Below are 19160 nucleotides of genomic sequence, written 5' to 3' on the forward strand. Positions count from 1 at the left end.
TGCTGCTGACGTGGTGGTGCCTCGTGTGGGCACCACCACGCTGCGTGGTGTGTCACGTGGTGGATCAGTCGGTGCCGTAGTAGCCGAAGTCGTCGATGATCAGGTCGATGTTTTCCCAGCCCTGGTTCCAGAAGGCGACCATGCCCTTGTCTGCCGGGCTCGCCTGGACGAGGTTTGCGGCCGTCTTGCCCGCCGTCCAGTTGAGGGTGGAGGCGACCGGACGCGCGGGCGGGGTGGCGGTGCCGTTCTCGTACTGCTCGCGCGAGTTCGGGTCTGGGGCCACCGACAGGAATCCGACTCCGGTCGTGTTGGTGACCGTGGCGTTCAGGACGTACGCCTCGACGTTAGGGGCGTCCAGCAGGTGCATGTAGTCACGGGCGGCGAGCGGGGTGCCGGTCTGACGGGTGTCGACCATCCGGGCCGGGCCCCACCAGTTCGGCACGTAGGCAGCCCGGCTGTCGGGCGTGTAGTAGCCGTTGACGTCGATGACCACGTCGGTGGGCTGCCAGGCACCGTTGCGGACCATGATCCGGCCGTCGGGGCCCACCGGCACGATGACCGAGTTGGCGACCGTCTGACCGGCGGCGAAGTTCAGGTTGGACGAGGTCGGGGCCGCCTGTCCGCTGGGATAGACGGTCAGGTGCCCGGCCTCGCGCGGATTGGTGACCGTCACGTTGAGCGAGACGGCGGTGGCGCCCTTCGGGACGCCGCCCACTCCGCCGATCTGCACGCCGAACGAGCCCTGCCCGGCGACCTGGCCCTTGGCCGTACCCCGACCCTCGCGGGTGTCGACGAACCGGGTCGGCGAGAGCGAGGTGTAGCCGCTGGATGCGGTCGTGTTGAAGTAGCCGGTCACGTCTGCGATGAGGTCGACCGACTCCCAGCCCCTGTTGTCCAGGTTCACGTACCCGTCTCTGCCGACCGGCATGATGACCAGGTTCGGCACGGTCTCGCCGGGGGCGTAGTTGATGCTGGATGTTTTTGGCCTGTCACGACCAGTGCCCCAGGCGATGATGTGGCCACTGGCAGTGGTGTTGGTGACGGTGAGGTTGAGGACCACGGCGGTGACTCCGTCGGGAATCGTGCCATTGCCCGTGACCTTGATGCTGGTCGTGCTGTACGCGTGGACCTTGCCCTTTTCCTGCCCCGTGCCGTTGCGGGTGTCCAAAAGCCGCAAGGGGGCGTGCGGGGTGAAGTCCGAGGCCAGCGTCTTCACCGTCACCTTGTTCACGGCCTGCGTGTTCGTCGTCGGGTCGGTAACCGTCACCGTGACTGTGTACTCGCCGACCTCGGCGTATGCGTGCTTGCTCACCAGCGGCTCGGAGGCGTTGGCCGTGAGCACTTCTGTGGTGCCGTCGCCCCAGGAGATGGCGACGCCGAGCGGGCCTTCAGCGCCGCTGAAGGTGGAATAGACGAGCATCCCGTGTGCGGAAGTGCCCCAGCTGTCCAGCTTGACCGCAAGGGCCTGGCTGTCGGCGGCGGAGGCCGCCCGGCTTTGGGCGGACGGCACCACTCTGCGGACCGTATGGTCCGCAGAGCTGCTGAAGACTTCGGCGCCGGACGCTTCGGCTGTGCTCGGGTCCACATCGGGAGCGGCTGCCCTGTGGGGATCCGGGGCTACCGGCTGGGCATGGGCCATGCCGGGTATGAGTCCAACACCGGCTGCGAGGGCAGCTGCGGCTATGACGAGTCGGCGCTTGGGCACAGGTTCCCTATGTCTCTGAGTTGAAGGGGACGGACAGGCTGCCCTGCCTCTGCTCGGTCGGGCAGCCGTGACGCGGGGTGTCGGCCTGCATGCATGGAGCCTGTAGCAGGGCCGCTGGGTTTGTGGGTGCTGGAAGGCCGGGCCCGCCGCCCTGTGTGGGGTGACGGGCCCGTGCTCCGTTGGTAGGGGGTTACGGTGTGGGAAGGGGCGGCACCGGCAGTGGCAGGGGAGCCGTGCCGAGTGCCGGAATGGTCCAGGTCTGAGCCGGTGAGGCGTTGCAGTCGAAGAGCCAGAGCTGGTGGCCGGGGGTGGTGTCGTAGTTGCCGAGGTCTATGCAGCGGCCGGAGGCGGGGTTGTAGATGGTGCCGTTGGCTCGGGGGAGGAACTGCTGGCTCTTGGCGCTCGGGTCACATGCGTGGAGCTCGATGAGTGTGGTGTTGGCGGTGCCGGCCGCGGCCGCGTTGAGGCACTTGCCGTGGGTCTGGATGGTGCCGTCGTTGCGGATCTGGAACTGCTGGGCGGTGGTGCCGTTGCAGCCGGAGATCTGGATCTTGTTGCCGTCGGTGTCGCGGTCGTAGTCGTTGTCGACGCAGTTGGCTGCGGCGCCGGCCAGGTGGATGGGGCTGGATGCGTTGGGGGCGGTGATGGAGGCGGCGTACGGGTAGACGGCGAGGTTGCTGACGCCGCCGACGAAACCGCTCTCGGTCAGGTAGTGGGGCTGGCCGTCCTTCTTGTACCGGCCCATGACGAGCGGGCCGGCGGGGGCTTGGCTGGTGGACGCGGTGTGGTGGCCGGTGCTGGCGAGGGTGCCGTTGACGTAGAGGCGCATCAGGCCGGTGTTGGCGTCGTAGACGGCGGAGACGCGGGTCCACTCGCCGGGCGTGAAGCGAGCGGCACTGTTGACGGCGAGGTCGGTCCAGTCGTACATGAGGCCGTCGGTGTCGCCGCGGGCGATCGCGAAGCGCCAGGCCTGGCCGTTGGGGTCGGCGTACAGGAGGAAGGCGCTGCTCCTGGTGCCGTCCTGGCTGGCGATGATGCCGCCGTTGGTCGTGTCGGTCTTGGCCCAGGTGCTGATGGTGAAGCTGTTGCGGGTGTCGACGGCCTTGGTGGTGCTGGTGACGGTGGAAGCAGTGCCCTTGAAGGCCGCGTGAGTGGTGTCGCGGCCGCCGATGGCCTGCTGGGTGAAGGTGATTCCTGCGGTGGTGGCCGGATTGGTACCGGCGGGCGCCGTGGCGGGGTCGACTCCGACCTCGTCGCGGGTCTTGTTGCCGGTCTGGCTGGTGAGGGTCCACTGGGCGGTGGGCCGGTTCAGGTCGGCCAGGGCGACGGGTGAGGTGTCGACGCCGGTGGTGGTGGGGTGGGGGACGTCGGTGCCGGGCGCGGTACCTGTGCCGTAGAACGAGACGAGCTGTTGGTTGGTGTCGACGGCCCACACGTCCGGGATTTTGTCACCGCTGATGTCACCGTTGGAGCCGACGCGGGGATAGGTCTTCGGATCGATCTTGCCCGTGATCAGTCCTGCAGCCGGGTCGTTGAACCCCGTGAGGTCGGTGGCGCCCTTGACGGTGAAGGCGTGCAGGGTGCCGCCGTCGGCCTTGGAGCGGGCCCACAGGGTGGGGAAGGCCGTGCCCTGGGCGCGGCCGGGTGCGATCAGCTCGTAGCCGTCCCACTTGGTGTCGTTCCCGGAGAGCAGGATCGCCTGGGATGCGAGCTGGTTGTTGGTGCCGGCTGTGGCGAGCCAGAGACGCCCGTTCTCGACGAACAGCAGGGATGTCTGGGGGAGGGGGGTGCCGCTCTCGCCCGCGACGGAGCCGAACGCCGCGATCTGAGTCACCTTGGCCCAGTCGGCGCCGTAGCCGTAGGTGGCGCAGGTGATGGTTGTCTTGTCGGACTTGAGGCAGTTGGTGGGCTTGGTGACCGGGACGGATGCCTGCCCGTCAAACCAGCCACCATTGCCGTCATTGGGGTAGACGTAGAGATTTGCACTGCCGGACTGGTGGGCGAAGAGGTCGTCGACGGTTTTGCGGGCGAGGCTGCCCCCATGACTGATCTGGATTCCGTTCCAGTTCCCGGTGTTGCCGACTGCCGCGACCATCTTGGCGCGGGGTGCGCCGTAAGGGTCCTCGCCGCCGCCGATCTTGCGGAGGTCCCCGGCCGTGTCGGGCAGCAGGATGTCGGGCTTGTTGTCTCCGGTGATGTCGCCGAAGACGGGCTTGCCGGCGTCGGGGTTGGAGGGGGCGTAGTAGCTGTAGACGAAGGGCTGGGACATGTTGCCCGCGTTGTCCTGGGTCTGCAGGTAGACGTAGTTGGTGCCCCAGCGCGGCGGCTGGATGGTGATGGTGGCCTTGCCGCCCGTCAGCTTGGTCATGCCGGGCCCGGTGTCAGTGCACTTCCAGCCAGTGGCGGCGGCCTTGACGGGGTCGGTGGTCCAGCGGGCGCAGGCGAGACCGGAGCTGCGGCCGCCGCTGACCGGACCGGGGTCGGTGCCGCTGAGAGTGAAGGTACCCGGTTCCCCGACCCGCTTGGGGTGGGCGCCGATGGTGCCGGAGGCGGGGAAGTCGGTGGAGGTGACGGTGGCGGTCGGCGGGGTGCGGTCGACGCGGAAGAAGCACATCTCGGTGGGGTTGCTGGTGAGAGTGCCGTCGGCGGCGCGGGCCACCCAGCCGTACTGGTGGCCGTCGGTCAGGGAGCCGATGTCGACGCTGACGGCGCCGTAGCTGCTGTTCCAGCTGGCGTCGGCGTACTGGGTAGCGCCGCCGTTGTCGTCGTCCCAGTACTGGAAGCCCGTGTAGAGCTGCTGCCCGGTGGCCGAGTAGGTCGAGGTGGTCAGGGCGATGTTGTTGTTGGCGCCGACCCAGCCGGGGTTGTCCCAGGGGTTGGCGGTGCCAGGGGTGCGGCAGTCGGCGTAGGAGGCGGTGTCGGCGAATCCGGGGGTTGGGCTGGTGCGGGGCCACCAGACCGTGGGGGTGATGTCGTACTCGACGACGATGTGCGGGGTGTTCGCGAACCGCTGCCGGTACTGCTTGTTGTACTCGTCATCGGGGGCGAGACCGAGGGTGATGGTGGGCCACTGGCCCCCGACGGCGCTCTTCACCAGGTTTTTGACATCGAACTGGATGTCGCCCGACCCGGACATGTCGGTGGTGCCGATCTTGCTGCAGCCGCCCATGTGCGAGTTCTTGTCGCAAGGCTGCTGGTTCCAGCTGGTGGGGTTGCTGATGTAGCCGGTGGAGTAGAGGCCCATCGGGGTGACCGTGCTCGGGCTGGAGGAGGAGACGACGGTCGCGTAGAACGTCGCGTTGATGACCTCGCTGTTGTGGAGCCGGGAGTCCATGCCGATCTGGAAGTAGGCGCGGGTGCGTCCGATGCCGGTGCAGGGCGGGTTGCCTATGTTGTAGCCGCAGTAGCCGGCGGCGGGCCTGTCCTGCCCGTACTGGGTGCCGTTGAACTCATTGACGTCGGCGTACTCCGGTGCTTCCTGGACCTGGGCCCAGGCCTGGTTGGCATTGTCGAGGGTGGGGTTCCAGCCCGGGTCGATGTACCAGGGGCCGGTGCCCTGCCCGAGCAGGGCGGCGTCCGGGACGAGCTTGATGCCCTGGGCGTCGACGCTCGTGCCGATCTTCTGCACTGCCGCGCCGGTGCCGGGGCCGTCGGTGCTCGACGGTGTCGAAGCGTCCTCGGCAGGAGCGGACTGCTCGGCGAGGGCACCCGCCGACTTCGTCGGAGTGGAGGGGGCAGCAGCTGCGGCGCCGGCCGAATCCCACATGAGCGGGGTGGGGGCGGAGAAGCGGGTCTTGCCCTGGCCGTCGGCGGCTTTGAGATTGCCGGCGCCGTCCGCGCTGACCGTGAGCCCGTCGGCCTCCACGGAAAGCTGGAGCTTCTTGACGGCCGGGTTGGCGGCGGCTTCGGCGGTGCGGACGATCAGCACCTGGCGCCAGCCGCCGAGCGTGTTGGCGCTGAGCTCGAGGTCCACGCCGGGCAGGACGGACGAGTACAGGGTGCTGTCGCCGTTGAGTACGGGCTTGGGCAGCGGGAACGGAGCCTTGAGCGCCAGCTTCTTGCCGTCTGCGGTGGTCATGGTTGCCATCGGACCGGTGCCGCCACCGGAGAGGCTGAGCCTGGAGGGAACGGCTGCCGGCGTCACGGTGCCATCGGCGTTGGCCCGGAGCGTGGCATCGACCGCCTGCCAGGTACCGCTGGCGGTCTTGACCCGCGTGGGCACGGGCGTGGTGTCCGTGGTGAGCGTGCCTGCCGGTGTGGCGAAGGTCTGCGAACTCCCCGTCGTCAGGTGGTTGATGACGACCGGTTTGCCGCTGCTCTTGGCCTGGGCTTTGGCGGTGTCGATCGCAGCAGACTCCGCGGAGGGAGGCCGGGGCGTCGGGGCGGGCCATGTACTGGTGGCCGGCCCATGACTACGGGCGTCGTCGGCAGTTGCGGGCGGCGCGGCGATCAGGCCGGCCCCGAGTGAGAGTGCGGCAGCTCCGGCGACCGGGAGCATCGCGACGCCCGAAGCCCGCAGTCTGCGGACTGGTTTCGGCGTCCGCGAGGGAAGGAATGGCAGTCTCACGTTTGTGGGCCCCCCTGAGCTGTGAGACGGACAGAAGTCAGCCGCACAATTCCTTCACATTTGCAACCTGTCAACACTCTGCTCGGCGTCCGCGCCCGTTTTGAGTGGCGATCACCCGACCCGTGCCGCGAGTGACGTGAGTCACGGGAGGGGAATGTGAGACTCCGCTGAAGAATCGAACGAACGCTACGTAGGGTGCGCTTGAACTGGGCCCTACCGGCCTGGTGTTCGCGCTGTAGGTGTCCCGTGGGGGGATCCGGTTGTCTCGTCGAGGTGGTCTTTTCGTGCGCTCGCGCACCGTTCGTTCGCGTGTCGCGATCGTCTCGGTGCTTGCGGTGCTCTTCTCCGGCCTGGGGACACCCCTGGTCGCAGCAGCCGACAAACCCCCCAAGGTGTGGGCGCCACCCAATACCCCGCTGCCGGGCGCCAAGGCCGTCAAGGGCTCGGACGCGAAGCCCTCGAACGGCCAGACATCGTCTGGCCGAAAGTGGACTCCTGAATCGAACGGGAAGATCCTTTCCGGGGCGGCGACAGTCGCCTTGGGTGGTGGGAGCGCCGAGCGAACCGCCACGGGAGCAGGCGCGATTCAAGCCGGGTCGCTGCCTGTCTGGATCGCACCCGTGAATGGCGCAAAGTCGTCGGTGGTAGGGGTCGGGACGGGCAGCCTCAAGGTCGAGGTGAAGGACAAGGCCAAGACCCAAGCCGCCGGAGTGAACGGCGCGCTCGTCGCTCTCACCGGAGCTGCGGGGACTGCAGCCTCCGGCAAGGTCGAAGTCGGTCTCGACGTTTCGGCGTGGGCGAAGAACGGCAGCGCCAACTGGGCGGCCCGTGCCCGGCTGGTCCAGCTGCCCACGTGTGCCCTCACCACGCCCGGTGCTGCGGGCTGCACGAGCCGCACGCCGGTGGCCTCGCACCGGGATGCCTCCGGGCGCCTGGTAGCGGAGGTCGACGTATCCAAAAGGGCGGCGGCTTCAGCTTCGGTCCTGGTGGCGCAGCCTGACGCGAAGTCCGCTCCCGCAGCCGCCCCGCAGGTGCTTGCCGCGGACGGCATCGCTCTGGGCGTGGAGCCCGGCCCTTCCAGCAACCTCGGTGACTACTCCGCGACGCCGCTGATGCCGTCTGCTTCCTGGCAGGCTGGGGCGAACGCGGCGAACTTCACCTACGGCTACACGGCCGAGGTTCCTTCGGCCATTGCCGGGGCGGCGCCGAGCGTCGTGCTCGGGTACGACTCGTCCTCGATCGACGGACGGACGGCGTCGACGAACGCGCAGTCCGGTCTGATCGGCGAGGGCTGGGACTGGCACCCTGGCTCGATCTCCCGCTCGTACAAGGGCTGCAAGGACGCCGGCATCAAGGACTCGGGTGACGAGTGCTGGGCCGGCGACATCCTGTCCCTGTCCCTCGCCGGTCACGCCGGGCAGATCGTCCGTGACGACGCCACCTGCGTGTACCGCCTCCAGGGGGATGACGGTACGAAGATCGAGCGCTTGACCGATCAGCGGAACGCTGCCTGGAAGGGCGAGGGCTTCAAGGTCACCACGACCGACGGCACCCAGTACTACTTCGGCTCCAACCGCCTGCCCGGCGGTGACGGCACCGACACGGAAGCCAAGTCCGTGTCCACCGTCCCCGTGTACTTCAACAGCGGCCAGGACAAGTGCCTGGGCGCGGACACCCCGGCCAACGGCACCTGGCAGCAGCTGGGCCGGCAGTGGAACCTCGACTACGTCGTGGACCCGCACCAGAACCTGATCTCCTACCGCTACGAGCAGGAGGACAACTACTACGGGCGTGGCGGCGGCCAGAACAACGGCACCGGCGTCCCGACCCTCTACCAGCGCGCCTCGTACCCGACCTGGATCGGCTACGGCCAGCGCCTGCCCGACCAGGTCGCCGCCAAGGGCAAGGCCAACACCGCGGCCCAGATCTGGCTGCGCACCGGCGACCGCTGCTTCGAGACGGGCGCCGCATGCGACCCGGCACAGCGTAAGACCAACGCCAAGGCCTGGGGTGACACTCCCGTGGACCAGGAGTGCGCGCAGGCCGGCCAGTGCCTGAACCTGTCGCCGACGTACTTCTCCACCAAGCGCCTCACGAAGATCGACACCGAGGTTCTCGGCACCGGCGGCTACCGCAACATCGACTCCTACGCCCTCACGCAGCACTTCGAGGCCTCGGTCGACGGCACCGCGCCGACCCTCTGGCTCGACTCCATCCAGCGCACCGCCACCAACGCCCGGGCCGCGCTGAAGGTACCGGCGGTCTCCTTCAAGCCGAAGCAGATCCCCAACCGCGTCGACGGCGTCGTCAAGCGCTCCAACGGCAGTGAGGCCACCGCCTCCCGGTTCTACCGGCCGCGTATCGAAGAGATCACCACCGAGACCGGTGGCCTGATCAACGTGGTCTACAAGGGCCCGGAGTGCTCCCGCGTCGCAGGCACGATGCCGGCGGCCGCGGACAGCAACACGATGGCCTGCATGCCCGTCAAGTGGTACCTGCCGGGGCAGTCCTTCGAGGACCCGGTCGACGACTGGTTCCACAAGGTCGTCGTCCAGTCCGTCACCCAGCAGGACAAGGTCGGCGGCCAGGTCAGCCAGGTCACCGACTACGAGTACGGCGGCGGCGTCGCCTGGCACCGCAACGACTCCGAGTTCACCGACCCCAAAACCCGTACCTGGGACCAGTTCCGGGGCTACGCCACCGTCACCACCCGCACCGGCAGCGGCAACAGCGCCGAAGCACCGCGCACCAAGTCTGTCGCGACCTTCCTGCGCGGCATGGACGGAGACGTCCTCGCCAACGGCAGCAAGCGCAGCGTGAACGTCCCCGACGCCCACGGCGGCACCATCAAGGACGACGAAGTCCTCTCGGGCTTCGTCCGCCAGACCCAGACCTACGACCGCGACGGCGGCACCGTCATCGCCGACGAGGTCTCCACCCCCCTGGTCAAGCCCAAGGAGACCGCGACCCGCGCACAGTCCGGCGGCATGCCGCCCATCACCGCCCGCGTGATGAACACCGGCACGGTCACCAGCCGCGCCAAGCTCGCCGACGGTACGTGGCGTACCAGCGAGCGCACGTCCACCTACGACGACACCGCCTTCTCCCGGCCGCTCCAGGTCGACGACAAGAGCGACCTGTCCCGCCCCGACCAGCGTCTGTGCACCTCCTTCACCTACGCCGACGGCCCCGGCGGCGCACTCACCCAGCTCGCCTCCCGCACCCTCGTCCTCAAGGGCACCGGCGGCTGCGCCCAGACCCCGAACGCGGCGAACACGGTCGGCGACACCCGCGCCTACTTCGACGGCAAGCCCCTCGGCCAGGCCGGCACGACCGCCGACCAGACCGGCACCGAGGTCCTGGAGAAGTACGACGCCGCGGGCAACCCCGTCTACCGCCTCAACATCACCTCCACCTACGACGTCTACGGCCGCATCAGCACCACCACCAACAAGGTCCGCAAGGACGCCGCCCACCCGGACGGCGCGGTCACCAAGACCGAGTACCGGGCCCTGCCCAACGCCCTGCCGTACGAGGTCACCCACACCAACCCGCTCGGCTGGAAGACCACCACCACGCTCGACACCGGCCGCGCGATGCCGATGAAGACCACCGACGAGAACGGGCACGTCGCCGAACGCGCCTACGACGCCCTCGGCCGCGTCACCGCCATCTGGCAGCCCGGCCAGGACCGGACCGTCGACCCGCCGGTCCGCAAGTTCTCGTACAGCATGAGCGAGGCGCGTAACGCCCCGACCACCGTTCTGAGCCAGACGCTCATGAACGACGACTCGTACATCTCCAGCTACACCATCTACGACGGCCTCGGCCGCATCCGCCAGACCCAGGCCCACACCCCCTCCGGCGCCTACGGCCGGATGATCACCGACGCGCTCTTCGACTCGCACGGGTGGCAGGTCAAGACCAGCGCGCCGTACTACAACGACCAGGCGGCGCCCGGTGGCGCCCTGTTCCTCCCCAACGGCGGCGTCAGCCCCGACAGCCAGATCCCCGCCCAGACCGTCTCCGTCTTCGACGGCCTCGGCCGCACCACCGCCTCCGTCTTCCAGTCCTTCGGCATCGAACAGTGGCGCTCCAAGACCGAATACCCGGGAGCCGACGAGGTCCGCACCATCCCGCCGGCCGGCGGCTACGCCACGGCCACCATCACCAACGGCACCACCTCCGTCCTGCGCCAGTACAAGACCAACACCCCCACCGGCGCCTACGACGAGACCACGTACGAGACCAACACCCAGGGCCAGGAGCTGCGCCGCAAGGACTCCGCCAACAACGAGTGGACCTTCGCCTACGACCTCCTGGGCCGCACGGTGAAGACCACCGACCCGGACGCGGGCATCGCCACCACGGTCTACGACGACAGCAAGAACCTCGTCACCGTCACCGACGCCCGCAACAAGAGCGCCACCACTGTCAGCGACACCCTCGGCCGCACCACCGCCACCTACGAGGGCACGGCCGTCGACCCGGCCAAGCAGGTCGGCGCTTTCACCTACGACACGAAGGCACTCGGCAAGCCGGCCACCAGCACCCGCTTCACCGGTGGCGCCTCGGGGAACGCGTACACCACCGAGGTCACCGCATACGACAGCGGCTACCGCCCGCTGGGCACCAAGGTCACCATTCCCCCGGTCGAGAACGAGAAGCAGCTCGCCGGCGTCTACGAGACGAAGAACACCTACGACAAGTACGGCCAGCTGAAGACGACCGCTCTGCCGGCCATCACGGCTGCCGGACTCGCTGCGGAGACGCTCACCTACGGCAGCAACATCGCCGGCAGCTTCACCTCCCTCGACAGCACCATCGGCACGCAGATCACGCCGTACGTCGTGGACATGCGCTACGACCCGTACGGCCGTGCCATCCGCACCACCATCGGCGACACCGGCAAGCAGATCGTCTCCACGGTCGACTACGACCTGGCCACCGGCCGGCCCGTCCGCTCCACCCTGGACAAGCAGACCGCGACGAGGGCCAGCGTCGACGTCGTCGACTACACCTACAACCGCGTCGGCCAGCTGACGTCCATCAGCAACACGCAGGACGGTGCCGCCCGCGACCTGCAGTGCTTCACCACCGACTACCTCGGCCGCCTGACCCAGGCCTGGACCGACACCGGCACCACCACGACGGCGCCGCAGCCGAGCGTCCGTGGTATCGGAGGCTGTGCCAACAGCACCGGTCCTGCGGTCGACGGCACGGGCAAGCCGAGCGTGGGCGGCCCGGCCCCGTACTGGCAGCAGTACGAGTACGACAAGATCGGCAACCGCACCAAGCTGGTCAAGAAGGACGTCACCGGAAGCGCGGCCAAGGACACGACGGTCACCCAGACCTTCGGCACCGGTCCGAACGCGGGCAGCGGAACGGGCGGACCGCACGCCCTGATGAAGTCCACCGAGACCAGTGCCACCGGCACCAAGGTGACCTTGTACACCTACGACGCCACCGGTAACACCGCCTCCATCACCAGCACCCCGGGCACCAAGACCCTGACCTGGAACGACCAGGGCAAGCTCGACAAGATCACCGGTACTGGCGAGAGCGCCGGCACCAGCTACCTCTACGACACCGGCGGCAACCAGCTCATCCGCCGCGACCCCGGCAAGACCACGCTGAACCTCGGCACCGACCAGATCAGCCTGGACACCGCCACCGGCAAGGTCTCCAACGTCCGCACGTACGGCGCTCCGGGCGGCCTGTCCATCACCCGCACCACGACCGGGGGCACCTCCAACCTCGCCTACCAGTCCTCGGACCACCACGGCACCAACGGCGTCCAGTTCAACGCCACCGACCTCGCCCAGGTCCGCCGCCCCGCCGACCCCTTCGGCAACGAGCGCGGCACCCAGCCCGCCCCCGGTTCCTGGGCCGGCGACAAGGGCTTCGTCGGCGGCACCAAGGAGAAAGCCACCGGCTTCACTCTCCTCGGAGCCCGCGAGTACGACCCGACCACGGGCCGCTTCATCAGCCCCGACCCGCTCATCGACGCGGGCGACCCCCAGCAGTGGAACGCGTACGGCTATTCCAACAACGACCCGTTCAACAAGTCGGACCCCAGCGGACTCCGGTATGACTGCGCAGGCGAAAAGGGCTGCAACCCGAACAGCTACACGGGTGGCGACGACGACCCCATCGGCAGCGTTCACAGCACTGCCGGCAGTGGGTCGGCCAGCGCCGGGGCTGAACTTAACAACGCCAATGATGAGGTCAACCGGCACAAGAAGCGGCGCGACGAGCTGAAGCACGCCGTCGTCGACCTGATCGGTGACCTGATCGGCTACAACGACGCTCGCGACTGCTTCACCAAGGGCGACGTCATGGCCTGCATCAACACCGCCCTCAACGCGGTCCCCTGGGGCAAGCTCTTCAAGGCCATCAAGATCGGCATCAAGGCCTTCAAGATTTACAAGGAACTCAACAAGACCTACGACGCTGTCAACGCCGCCGAACGCAGAGCCTCCAAGGCCATGGAAGCCTTCACCAAGGCCAAAAAGGCGGAGGACGAAGCAGCGGCGGCAGCATCCAAGGCAGCCAAATCAGGCGACGCGAAAGCCTCCAAGGAATCAGCCAGCGACGGCGCTGACACAAGATCCAAAGCCGACAAGGGGGAAGTCGATGCCGAGTCCCACGGCAGCGGCTCCGACACACCCTCAGCTGCCACTGAATGCAACAGCTTCCCGGCTGGCGTCCGTGTAGTGATGGGCGACGGCACAACGAAGTCCATCGAGGACGTCCGCGACGGCGACACCGTCGTGGCGACCGATCCGCAGACCGGCCAGAGCACAGCCAAGAAGGTCACGGCCACCATCACGACCCCCGACGACAAGGACTTCACCGACCTCACCCTGACCGACGACGCAAACCCCCGCGGCCCGCCGGCCACCATCACGTCCACCTACCACCACCCTTACTGGAGCGAGTCCCGCCGCCAGTGGACCGACGCCGGCGAACTCACCCCGGGCGACCAACTCCGCCAGCCCAACGGCACCACCCTCACCGTCCAGGCCACCCGCAATTACCCCTACGCCGTCACCACGCACAACCTCACCGTCGATGACTTCCACACGTACTATGTGCTGGCGGGCGCCACTCCGGTCCTGGTTCACAATTGCGGTGGCGGCACCACTGTCTATCGCGGAGTTTCGGAAGTGAGTGGCGAGACTGGCGGCCCCAACCCCGCCTTTGATGATGCCGTGGAAGGAATTGCAAGGCCGCGCGGTGGAGATTCGACACCTGAGATGCATCATCTCGGTATGACTGATAGTGACTACACCAGCTGGACCACTAACCCCGCGGCTGCTATTCGAGCAGCTACCAGAGGTGGCGGTAGCGGAATTGTAATGAGAGGCACTATTCCCGGCGGGCGCACCCACGTTCATGTAAACGATCAGTCATGGGTTGAGGATGACCTTCGTGGCGAGGCTGAGGTAATCATTCAAGGGGTCATGAGAGGTCGAGCTAGGGCGGCATGGCCCGGCGCACGACTAGAAGATCTCGGGTTCTGATAAATAAGATCTGGTGGGCGGTGCCTGCAAGCAAGCACCGCCCACCAGTGTTCTCGATGGAGTCATCTTGGCAAGTGTGCAAGAAGTGTCCACTTTGAAGATTGCGGAGTTGCTTCAAAGGGCCAAATGTCAGTCGTTGAATTTGCTGCCATCTTCCGTTGTGTCGGAGATCCTTGATGGGGCATCCGGATTGATCCGCGTTGGAGTTGGTCCGAGGTCCACACTTCGAGGAACATATCGAGACCGGTATTCCACACTGGATGAGTTCAAGAAGAATAGATTTGGATGGCAGGATTTCTTTGCGGTTCTCGACGAGGATGGCCCTCCGGTTGGCCTATTCACCGTTCGGGGAGGCGGGTGGAGCTTGATCGCTCTTACTGATGAAAGCGTCGGGAGCGTTCTTGCTGCTTTGGTGGCGCCACCCCAGTCCTTTGAATGGCCGAAGGATGCTGAACGTGCCTGACAGGCTCCGGTCCCGCTGACGGCAACGCTGACGGCAACGTCAGCGGACGGCCGCTGTGGCGGGTGGGCCCTCGGGACCGTCGCCGGTCGGGCCGAGGGCGTCGCCCAGTGCGTTGATGGCTTGGTGTTGGAGGCGGAGCCTCACGTGGGCATAGACACCGGCGGTGACGCCGATGTGGGCGTGGCCGAGGAGTTCTTTGATCACGACGAGGTCGACTCCTTGCTCCAGGAGCAGGGTGGCCGTCGAGTGGCGCAGGTCATGGAAGCGGATCCGGCGGAGCCCTGCCCGATCGAGGAGAGCGCGGAAGCTGCGATTGAGGTTCGCAGGATCAATCGGTCCTCCTGCCGGCGTGCTGAAGACGAGGCCGTTGTCCTTCCAGCTCCCGGCTGCCGCCTCGCGTTCCCTTTCCTGGCTTTCACGGTGTTCCTTCAACGAGTGGATGCATGTTCTGGGGAGCGCGATGCGTCGTTCGGATGCGCGGGTCTTGGCCGGCAGGGCTGTAAGGCCACCGGTCTGGGTGGCTGGAGGGTACGGCGGATGCTGGCAGTGCCCGCACTGAGGTCGAAGTCTTCCCACTGGAGACAGAGGAGTTCGCCATTGCGGAGGCCGGTGTGGAGGGCGAGTTCGTAAAGCGTGAACAGGCGGTCGTTGCGGACGACAGCGAGGAACTGGCGAGCTTCATCCGCCGTGAGCGGTTCGAATCGGCGGGGGCGCGGCGTACCGGTGCGGACGTTGCGGGCGACGCCCGGGCCTTCCGCGCCATGCTCACGCAGCACGTGTACGGGCTGGCCGGCCGGGCCCGGATCTCCGGCCAGGAGAGGCTCGGTCCCAGGGGCACCAAGCTCGCCGCCACCCGGCTCGGCTTCATCGCACTCGGTGCCACCCTCCCCTGAACCAAGCCCGGTCTCCGGGACTCTCAGCGAGCTGAACCGTCCTTCGGCCAGCGAGCGCATCCGTCGGCCGGGGTGCGGCGGTCCGGGCAGAGCGCGAGGGTGGTGGGAGGCCCGTACGCGGACGTGAACTCCTTGATCCCTGCGGCGAGTTCCGCCGTCTGGGCGGTCGTTCAGTGGGCGTCGGAGCAGCCCGGCAATGATTCCGCCGGTGTTGCCGGCGAACAGCTCGGCGGGGGATAGGAGTTGCTCCGCGAGCTGTCCGTACGGGCGGGCGCCACGCGGTGCGGGCCATGGGTCCACCCACCGTGGCGACCCTCAGGCGGCCGGCTCCGGCTCCGGCTCCGGCTCCGGTACGGGTCCCTGTCCGGGCGCGGCTGCGGGTACCGGTTCCGGCAGTCGCCGGGCCAGCGCCCACGCGAGCACCGGCAGGACGGCCAGCGGCAGCAGGGCCACGCGCAGCGAGGCGGCGTCGGCGGCGGCGCCGATGAGCGGGCCGGCCAGGCCGCCCACGCTGACGGTCAGGCCGAGGGTGACCCCGCCGGCCGTGCCCATGCGCGTGGGGAGGTAGTCCTGGCCCAGGGTGACCTGGAGCGAGAAGGGCACGTAGAGCGCGGCGGCGGCCAGCGCCGCGCACGGGTACACCAGCGGCAGCGGCAGGAAGAGGATCCCGGCGACGGCGGGCACGGCGGCGGCGTACGCGCGGTGGACGGTGGTCACCCGGCCCCAGCGCCCGGCCAGCCGGCCGCCGAGCAGCGTGCCGCCGGCACTGCCCGCGAACAGGGCGAACAGCGCGACGGCGCCGGCGGTTTCACCGCCGCCGCGCTCGCGCACGTACAGGGCGATGAAGGTGCTCAGGCCGATGAAGACGACGGAACGGACGATCACGACGAGGGAGAGGCGAAGGAAAGCGGGCCGGTCCTCCTCGGGGGCGGCCGCGGGGGCCCCCGCCGTCCGGGCGGCGGGGGAGGCGGCGGCCGCGCCGGTCCGGGCGGGCGGCCGGCCCAGGAGGACGCCGAGCGCGGCCGGGAGCGCCAGCAGCCACCAGCCGGCCGGCCCGGGCACCGCCAGGGCGCCGACGACCAGCAGCGGCGCGCAGGCGAAGCCGATGTTGCCGCCGAGCGCGAACCAGCTCATCGCCGTGTGCCCGGGCCCGCCCACCGTGGCGCGAACGAGCCGGGCGGCCGCCGGGTGGTAGGCGGCGACGCCCAGACCCGACAGGGCCACGGCAGCCACCGTGGCCGGGTAGCCGGCGTCCAGCCCGACCAGCGCGATGCCGAGCCCGGCAGCGCCGGTGGCGAGCGGTATCAGCCAGGGCGCCGGGCGGCGGTCGGCCAGCATCCCGAAGAGCGGCTGGACCACGGAGGAGAGCAGCGAGGCGGCGAGCACGATGCCGGACGCGGCGGCGTATCCGTACGAGCGCTCCGCCACGAGGAAGGGGACGAGCGCGGCGACGGCGCCCTGGTAGACGTCCACGCACGAGTGGCCCGCCGCGAGGGCGGCGGTACGGCGCCGGACCGGAGTCGTTCTGATCACTGGCTTCACGGATCGAGGATCGCCCTCGCCGGGGGCGTCGCGCTTCCGATAAATTGCCTGGTGATGCAGAAAAACCGCCAGCAGGGCATCCGCCACACGCCGCGGGCCGCGACCAGCATCCGCGAGCTCGACACCGACGTCGGGATCGATCCCCACCGCCACGACGACCATCAGATCGCCTACGCGGGCTCCGGTGTCCTCTCCATCACCACCGACGCCGGCACCTGGGTGGCCCCCGCGACCCGGGCCCTGTGGATCCCGGCCGGGACGGTGCACGAACACCGCGCCTTCGGCCGTACCGACCTGCACTCGGTCGGCCTGCCGACCCGGCTCAACCCGCTGTCCCTGGACGGGCCGGCCGTGATCGCCGTCGGCCCGCTACTGCGCGAGCTGATCCTGGCCTACACGCGCGCGCCCGAGGACACCGGCCCCGAGCGGCGCCGGCTGCTCGGGGTGCTCCTCGACCAGCTGCGGGCCTCGCCGCTCCAGCCGCTGCACCTGCCCGCCCCGGCCGATCCGCGGCTCGCGGCGGTGTGCGCGCTCCTGCACGTCGATCCGGCCGACCCGCGCGGGCTGGCCGCGCTCGCCGCACATGCGGGGGCGGGGGCGGGGGAGCGGACGCTGAGCCGGCTGTTCCGGGCCGAGCTGGGCATGACCTTCCCGCAGTGGCGCACCCAGCTGCGACTGCACCAGGCACTGCGGCTGCTGGCGGTCGGCACCCCGGTGACGGCGGTCGCGCACCGCTGCGGCTGGTCGTCCGCGAGCGCGTTCATCGACGTCTTCCGCAAGGCCTTCGGGCAGACGCCCGGGGCCTACGGGCGTCCGTAGCGCAGGAGTACGACGCCGTTGCCGAAGGTGCGCGTGGCGTCGAGGCGCAGCGGCACCGGGCCGTAGCCGACGGGCGGGAAGAGCGGTTTGCCGCGCCCGATCCGCACCGGGTGCACACAGATGTGGTACGCGTCCACGAGGTCGTGGCGCAGGAACGAGGCGGCGAGATCGGGTCCGCCCAGTGCCAGGTCACCGCCCGGGGCCGCCTTGAGCGCGGCGACCTCCGCCGGTACGACGTCCCGGACGACCGTGGTGTTCCAGTCGGTCCTGCCCTCCGGCAGGGTGCGCGAGTACACGTACTTCGGCATGGACCGCCAGATGCCGGCGAACTCGGCCATCGGCCCGGTGATCGCGGGGTCGGCGTCGGCGGTCGGCCAGAAATCGGCCATCAGCTCGTGCGTGACGCGGCCGCTCAGGAGTCCGCCCATCGTGCGGATCTCGTCGTTCAAGTACTGGTGCAGCTCGTCGTCGACGACGTGCCAGTCGATCTGCCGCTCGGGTCCCTCGATGTATCCGTCGAGGGAGACCGACAACATGAGGACGATCTTCCGCATGGGGGTGACGCTACATACTGACCGGTGTGAAGACCGAAGACGACACCGTGCTGTTCGACATCGAGGGCCGGACCGGGGTGGTCACCCTCAACCGCCCCAAGGCCCTCAACGCCCTCACCCACCCCATGGTGCTGCGGATAGACGAGGCCCTCACCAGCTGGGCCGAGGACCCAGCCGTCCACCAGGTGCTGATCCGCGGGGCCGGTGAGCGCGGCCTGTGCGCGGGCGGCGACATCCGGGCCATCCACGACGACGCCAAGGCCGGGAACACCGCCTCCGCGGACTTCTGGCGCGACGAGTACCGCCTCAACGCCCGCATCGCCCGTTACCCGAAGCCGTACATCGCCCTGATGGACGGCATCGTGATGGGCGGCGGCGTCGGCGTCTCCGCCCACGGCCGCGTCCGCGTCGTCACCGAGCGCTCCCGCGTCGCCATGCCCGAGACCGGCATCGGCTTCGTCCCCGACGTCGGCGGGACCTGGCTGCTCGGCCGCGCCCCGGGCCGGCTCGGCACCCATCTCGCCCTCACCGGCGCGGCCGTGGGCGCGGCCGACGCGCTGCTGTGCGGGCTCGCCGACCACTTCGTCCCCGCCGCGCGGCTCACCGAGCTGACCGCCGGTCTCGCCGCGGCCCCCGTCGACGAGGTGCTGCCCCGGTACGCCGCCGCGCCGCCGGCCGGTGACCTCGCCGACCGGCGGGCCTGGATCGACCACTGCTACGCCGCGGACACCGTCGAGGAGATCGTGGACCGGCTGCTCGGCCAGGGCGAGCCGGCCGCCAAGGAGGCCGCCGAGACGATCCTGGCCAAGTCCCCGACCGCGCTGAAGGTCACGCTCGCCGCCGTGCGCCGGGCGGCGGCCCTCGACTCACTGGAGCGGGTCCTGGCCCAGGAGTTCAGGGTTTCCTGCAACGCCCTGCCCTCCCACGATCTGGTGGAGGGAATCCGGGCCCAGGTCGTCGACAAGGACCGCCGGCCGCGCTGGTCGCCGCCCGCCCTGGCGGACGTGGCCGACGCGGACGTGCAGCGGTTCTTCGCCCCGCTCGGCGCGGGCGAGCTCACCTTCGGCTGAGCCGGGGCTGGCCGGGCCGCG

Annotated in this window: 7 protein-coding genes and 1 pseudogene; 3 read left to right on the forward strand and 5 right to left on the reverse strand. The window is 69.1% G+C overall.

The window, feature by feature from the left end:
• Positions 1-64: 64 nt before the first annotated feature.
• On the reverse strand, positions 65-1510 hold the full coding sequence (locus OG737_RS27150) for a PKD domain-containing protein (RefSeq protein ID WP_405922095.1): 1446 nt from the start codon (positions 1508-1510) through the stop codon (positions 65-67).
• Positions 1511-1895: 385 nt separating this feature from the next.
• Positions 1896-6272 carry a LamG-like jellyroll fold domain-containing protein gene (locus OG737_RS27155; RefSeq protein WP_405922096.1) on the reverse strand — a complete coding sequence of 1459 codons (4377 nt, stop codon included), beginning with the start codon at positions 6270-6272 and terminating at the stop codon, positions 1896-1898.
• A 620-nt stretch (positions 6273-6892) separates the two neighbouring features.
• Here OG737_RS27155 and OG737_RS27160 point away from each other — a divergent pair.
• The gene (locus tag OG737_RS27160; protein ID WP_405922097.1) at positions 6893-13798 is read left to right on the forward strand and encodes a polymorphic toxin-type HINT domain-containing protein; all 6906 of its coding nucleotides are present in this window, start codon (positions 6893-6895) and stop codon (positions 13796-13798) included.
• Positions 13799-14300: 502 nt separating this feature from the next.
• Here OG737_RS27160 and OG737_RS27165 read toward each other — a convergent pair.
• Both OG737_RS27165 and OG737_RS27170 read right to left on the reverse strand, forming a co-directional pair.
• A pseudogene (locus tag OG737_RS27165) lies at positions 14301-15040 on the reverse strand (site-specific integrase); the annotation flags it as partial.
• Between the two features lie 429 nt (positions 15041-15469).
• A complete protein-coding gene (locus OG737_RS27170) occupies positions 15470-16696 on the reverse strand; it encodes an MFS transporter (RefSeq protein ID WP_405922098.1) in 1227 nt (408 codons plus the stop codon).
• A gap of 54 nt (positions 16697-16750) precedes the next feature.
• Here OG737_RS27170 and OG737_RS27175 point away from each other — a divergent pair, with 54 nt between their 5' ends.
• Positions 16751-17515, forward strand: coding sequence for a helix-turn-helix transcriptional regulator (locus tag OG737_RS27175; RefSeq protein WP_328928843.1), 765 nt, complete (start codon positions 16751-16753; stop codon positions 17513-17515).
• Here the strand turns inward: OG737_RS27175 and OG737_RS27180 are convergent.
• Positions 17500-18069 carry a dihydrofolate reductase family protein gene (locus OG737_RS27180; protein ID WP_328928844.1) on the reverse strand — a complete coding sequence of 190 codons (570 nt, stop codon included), beginning with the start codon at positions 18067-18069 and terminating at the stop codon, positions 17500-17502. The genes OG737_RS27175 and OG737_RS27180 overlap by 16 nt on opposite strands.
• A gap of 26 nt (positions 18070-18095) precedes the next feature.
• Between OG737_RS27180 and OG737_RS27185 the strand changes: the two genes are divergently transcribed.
• Positions 18096-19139 carry an enoyl-CoA hydratase/isomerase family protein gene (locus OG737_RS27185; RefSeq protein WP_328928845.1) on the forward strand — a complete coding sequence of 348 codons (1044 nt, stop codon included), beginning with the start codon at positions 18096-18098 and terminating at the stop codon, positions 19137-19139.
• Positions 19140-19160 lie beyond the last annotated feature (21 nt).

This window comes from Streptomyces sp. NBC_00122 (genome assembly GCF_045160845.1).
GTDB lineage: Bacteria > Actinomycetota > Actinomycetes > Streptomycetales > Streptomycetaceae > Streptomyces.

Excerpts from the sequence above, each read along its gene's own strand:
- OG737_RS27175 (WP_328928843.1), top strand. The coding sequence starts at position 16,751 with ATGCAGAAAAACCGCCAGCAGGGCATCCGCCACACGCCGCGGGCCGCG.
- OG737_RS27180 (WP_328928844.1), bottom strand. The coding sequence starts at position 18,069 with ATGCGGAAGATCGTCCTCATGTTGTCGGTCTCCCTCGACGGATACATC.